General features: G+C 76.8%; 1 protein-coding gene. It reads right to left on the bottom strand.

Annotated features, from left to right (window positions below; genetic code table 11):
* The coding region (locus tag ACFXHB_RS44400) for a type I polyketide synthase (RefSeq protein WP_380582874.1) at positions 1-4439 on the bottom strand (4439 nt) is incomplete at both ends.

Genomic DNA, 4439 nt, shown 5'->3' with positions numbered 1-4439 from the left:
ACCGCACCCCGCACAGCCGTCGAATCCGCCGCCGCCACCTCGGCCAGACCGGCAACGAGTTCACCCAGATCCCGCCCCCGCACCACCGCACGGTGATCGAAGAGCGTTCGGCCGACGAGCAACTCCCGGCCCACCTCGCCCGGTTCGATGTCGGGGTTGGCCAGCGCCCAGGCCCGCAGCCGCGCGGCCTGGTCCCGCAGCGCCGGCCCCGACCGCGCCGACAGCAACCACGGCACCACACCACCGGGCACCGACACCGAAACAGCGGCAGACTCGGGCTCGGGCTCGGGTGCCTCCTCCAGCACGACGTGCACATTGGTCCCGCTGATCCCGAACGACGACACGCCCGCCCGCCGCACCCGGTCGCCCGCGGACCACGGCACGTCGGCCGTCAGCAGCTCGACCTGCCCCGCGGACCAGTCGACGTGCGGCGAGGGCGCGTCCACGTGCAGCGTCCTCGGCAGCACACCGTGCCGCAGCGCCATCACCATCTTGATCACGCCCGCGACACCCGCCGCCGCCTGGGCATGGCCGATGTTCGACTTCACCGACCCCAGCCACAACGGCCGGCCCTCGGAACGCCCCTGCCCGTACGTCGCCAGCAGTGCCTGCGCCTCGATCGGGTCACCCAGCGTGGTCCCCGTCCCGTGCGCCTCGACCGCGTCCACCTCGCCGGTTCCCAGGCCCGCGCTCGCCAGCGCCTGCCGGATCACCCGCTGCTGCGCCGGGCCGTTGGGGGCCGACAGGCCGTTCGACGCGCCGTCCTGGTTCATCGCGGAGCCGCGCACCACCGCGAGCACGTGGTGCCCGTGGCGGCGGGCGTCCGAGAGCCGCTCCAGCAGCAGCAGTCCGACGCCCTCGCCGGCGCCCATCCCGTCGGCGGCGGCCGAGAACGCCTTGCAACGGCCGTCGCGCGAGAGCCCGCGCTGGCGCGAGAACTCGACGAAGAACTCGGGCGTCGACATCACCGTCACCCCGCCGGCCAACGCCAGGTCGCACTCCCCCGACCGCAGCGCGTTCGCCGCCAGATGCAGCGCCACCAGCGAGGACGAGCACGCCGTGTCGATACTGACCGCCGGCCCCTCCAGACCCAGCGAGTAGGCGACCCGGCCGGAGGCGATGCTGTTGGCACTGCCGTAGCCGACGTAGCCCTCGACCTCGTCCGGCACGTGGTCGAGCCGGGATCCGTAGTCGTTGTCGATCACACCGGCGAAGATCCCGGTCCGGCTGCCGCGCAGCGAGACCGGGTCGATCCCGGCGCGCTCGATCGCCTCCCAGGAGGTTTCCAACAGGAGTCGCTGCTGCGGGTCCATCGCCAGCGCCTCGCGCGGCGAGATCCCGAAGAACTCCGCGTCGAACCCGGCCACCGCGGCCAGGAAGCCGCCGGTGCGGGCGTAGCTCTTCCCGGGCCGTTCCGGATCGGGGTCGAACAGCGAGGCCACGTCCCAGCCCCGGTCCTGCGGGAACGCGCCGACGGCATCGCCGCCGGCGGCCACCAGGTCCCAGAGTTCCTGCGGCGACCCGACCCCGCCGGGGAACCGGCAGCCCATCCCGACGATCACGACCGGGTCCTCGCCGTCGGCCGGCGCGGACGCCCCGCGGGCGGCGGGCAGCGCCACCGCGTCGGCCGGCGGAGCGGCACCGTCCACCAGCAGGCCCAGGAGGTGGCCCGCGAGCCGGGCCGGGGTGGGGTGGTCGAAGACCAGGGTCGACGGCAACCGCAGGCCCGTGGCGGCGTTGAGCCGGTTGCGCAGTTCGACGCCGGTCAGCGAGTCGAAGCCGATCTCCTTGAACGCGCGGGTCGCGTGCACCGGGTCGGTGGTGCGGTGCCCGAGGGCGCCGGCGGCCTCGGTCCGGACGAGGTCGAGCACGGCCTGCTCGCGCTCGGCCGCCGGCAGCGCGGTGAGCCGGCCGGTCAGGGACGGCGTCCCCGGGACCGGGCGGCGCGCCGCCGCGCCCAGCAGGTCGCCGAACAGCGCGGGCAGCACGGCCGCCCGGGAGCGCAGTGCCGCCAGATCGAGGTGCGCGGGGACGAGCGTCGCGTCGGGTGCGCCGAGCGCGAGGTCGAACAGGCCCAGGGCCTCCTCCGGCGGCATCGCCACGGCGCCGGTCCGCGCCCAGCGGGCGAGGTCGGCCTCGCTCAGCCGGCCGCCCATGCCCCGCGCGCCCGCCCACAGACCCCAGGCGAGCGAGATCGCCGGCAGCCCGTGGGCGCGGCGGTGCTGGGCGAGGCCGTCGAGGAAGGCGTTGGCGGCGGCGTAGTTGCCCTGACCCGGCCCGCCGAAGGTGGTGGCGCCCGAGGAGAAGAGCACGAAGGCGGCGAGACCGGCGTCCCGGGTGAGGTCGTGCAGGTGGAACGCCCCGTCGGCCTTCGGGCGCAGCGACCGGTCCAGTTGTCCGGCCGTCAGGGTCTCGATGACACCGTCGTCGACGATGCCGGCGGTGTGGATCACGGCGGTCAGCGGGTGGGCCCGAGGTACGCGGGCCAGGGTGGCGGTCAGCGCCGTCCGGTCGGCGAGGTCGCAGGCCACCAGCGTGGCCTCGGCGCCCAGTTCGGCGAGCTCGTCGAGCAGCCCGGCCGCGTCGGGCGCGTCGGTGCCGCGTCGGGAGAGCAGCAGGAGTCGGCGGACGCCGTGGGCCGTCACCAAGTGCCGGGCGACGAGGGCGCCCAGACCGCCGGTGGCACCGGTGACCAGGACGGTGCCGGCCGGGTCGAGCGAGGTCGCTCCGACCGCCGGCGGGGTGGCCCGGACCAGCCTGGGCGCGAGCAGCACCCCGTCCCGGACGGACAGTTGGGGCTCGGACGAGGCCAGCACCGCCGGCCAGTGGGCAAGCGAGGAGTCCTGCCCGTCGATGTCGACGAGCGCGAAGCGGCCGGGGTGCTCCGACTGTGCCGAGCGCACCAGGCCCCAGACGGCGGCCGCCGCGAGGTCCGGGACGGGCTCACCGGGGTGGGCGGCCGTCGCACCGGTCGTGACCACCGTCAGCCGGGCCCCGTCGGACCGGTCGTCCCGGAGCCACCCCTGGAGCAGGGCGAGCACCGACTCCAGCACCCGGCGGGTCCGCGCCGGGACGGCCTCCCCGTTCGCGGGCCGCGCGTCGACGCACACCACCACCGTCCCCGGGGCGGGCTGCGCGAGCACGTCGGACGGCTCCTCGTACCGGGCGGCCGGGCGGTGGGCCTGGGGCAGGCGGTCGGCGAGCGCCGCGGCGTCCGCGCCGAGCGCGGCCCAGACCGGCGGCGGGCCGGATGCGGCCGCCACCTCCCGCCAGTCCACCCGGAACAGCGCGTCACGGTGCGGCGCACCGGCCGGCCGCAACTGCTCGGCCGTGACCGGGCGGACCGTCAGGCCGGCGACCGAGGCCAAGGCGCTCCCGGTCGCGTCCGTCAGGTGCAGCGACACCGTGTCCTCGCCGGCCGGCGCCAGTCGGACGCGCAGCCGGGAGGCCCCGGTGGCGGTCAGCCGGACCCCGCGCCAGGCGAAGGCGACCCGGGCCCCGCCGGGCGCGGCGGTGGGCGTCTCCTCGATCCCGAGCGCGTGGACGGCGGCGTCGAGCAGGGCCGGGTGCAGGTCGAAGCGGTCGGCGTCGGTGAGCGCCCCGGCGGGGGGTTCGACCTCGGCGAACAGTTCGGTGCCGCGCCGCCAGACCTGCCGCAGGCCCTGGAACGCCGGGCCGTAGTCGAACCCGGCCGCGGCCAGCCGCTGGTAGCCGCCGTCGATCGCGACCGGGGTGCTCCCGGGCGGTGGCCAGGTGGTGAGGTCCGGCGCGGCGGCCGCGGCGGCGTCGGCGCCCGGCGCGGCGAGCGTGCCGGTGGCGTGCCGGGTCCACGGCTCGTCGGCGGGGGCGTCCTCGGGCCGCGAGTGGACGGTGATCGCCCGTGCTCCGGCCTCGTCGGGCGGGCCCGCCGTGACCTGGAGCAGGACGCCGACCGGATCCGCCCCGCCGCCGGTGTCGGCCCGGTCGGGCAGCAGGAGCGGGGCGTGCAGGGTCAGTTCCTCGATCTCGGCGTGCCCGAGCCGGGCGCCGGCCCGCAGGGCGAGGTCGACGAACACCGTGCCCGGCACGATCACCGACCCGAGGACGGCATGGTCGGCGAGCCAGGGGTGCGCGGACGCCGAGAGGCGCCCGGTGAAGACCGTCCCGGCCGCGCCGGCGAGGTCGACGGCGGCACCCAGCACCGGGTGATCGATCGCGGACTGGCCCCAGCCGGCCCCGGCCGAGGCGGTGTCGGCGGCCGTCACCCAGTAGCGCTGACGCTGGAAGGCGTAGGTGGGCAGATCGAGGGGACGGCCGGCGCCCGTCTCGGGCAGCAGCGCGGGCCAGTCGACCGGCAAGCCCTGGACGAAGGCGGCGGACAACGCGGTCAGCAGCCGCTCCGGACCACCCTCGCCCCGGCGCAGGGTCTCCAGGACCGTGCCCCGCTCCTCCACCAAGTC

Origin of the sequence: Kitasatospora sp. NPDC059327 (assembly GCF_042752535.1) — a bacterium.
Lineage (GTDB): Bacteria > Actinomycetota > Actinomycetes > Streptomycetales > Streptomycetaceae > Kitasatospora.
This window is presented reverse-complemented; position numbering and strand designations above follow the sequence as displayed.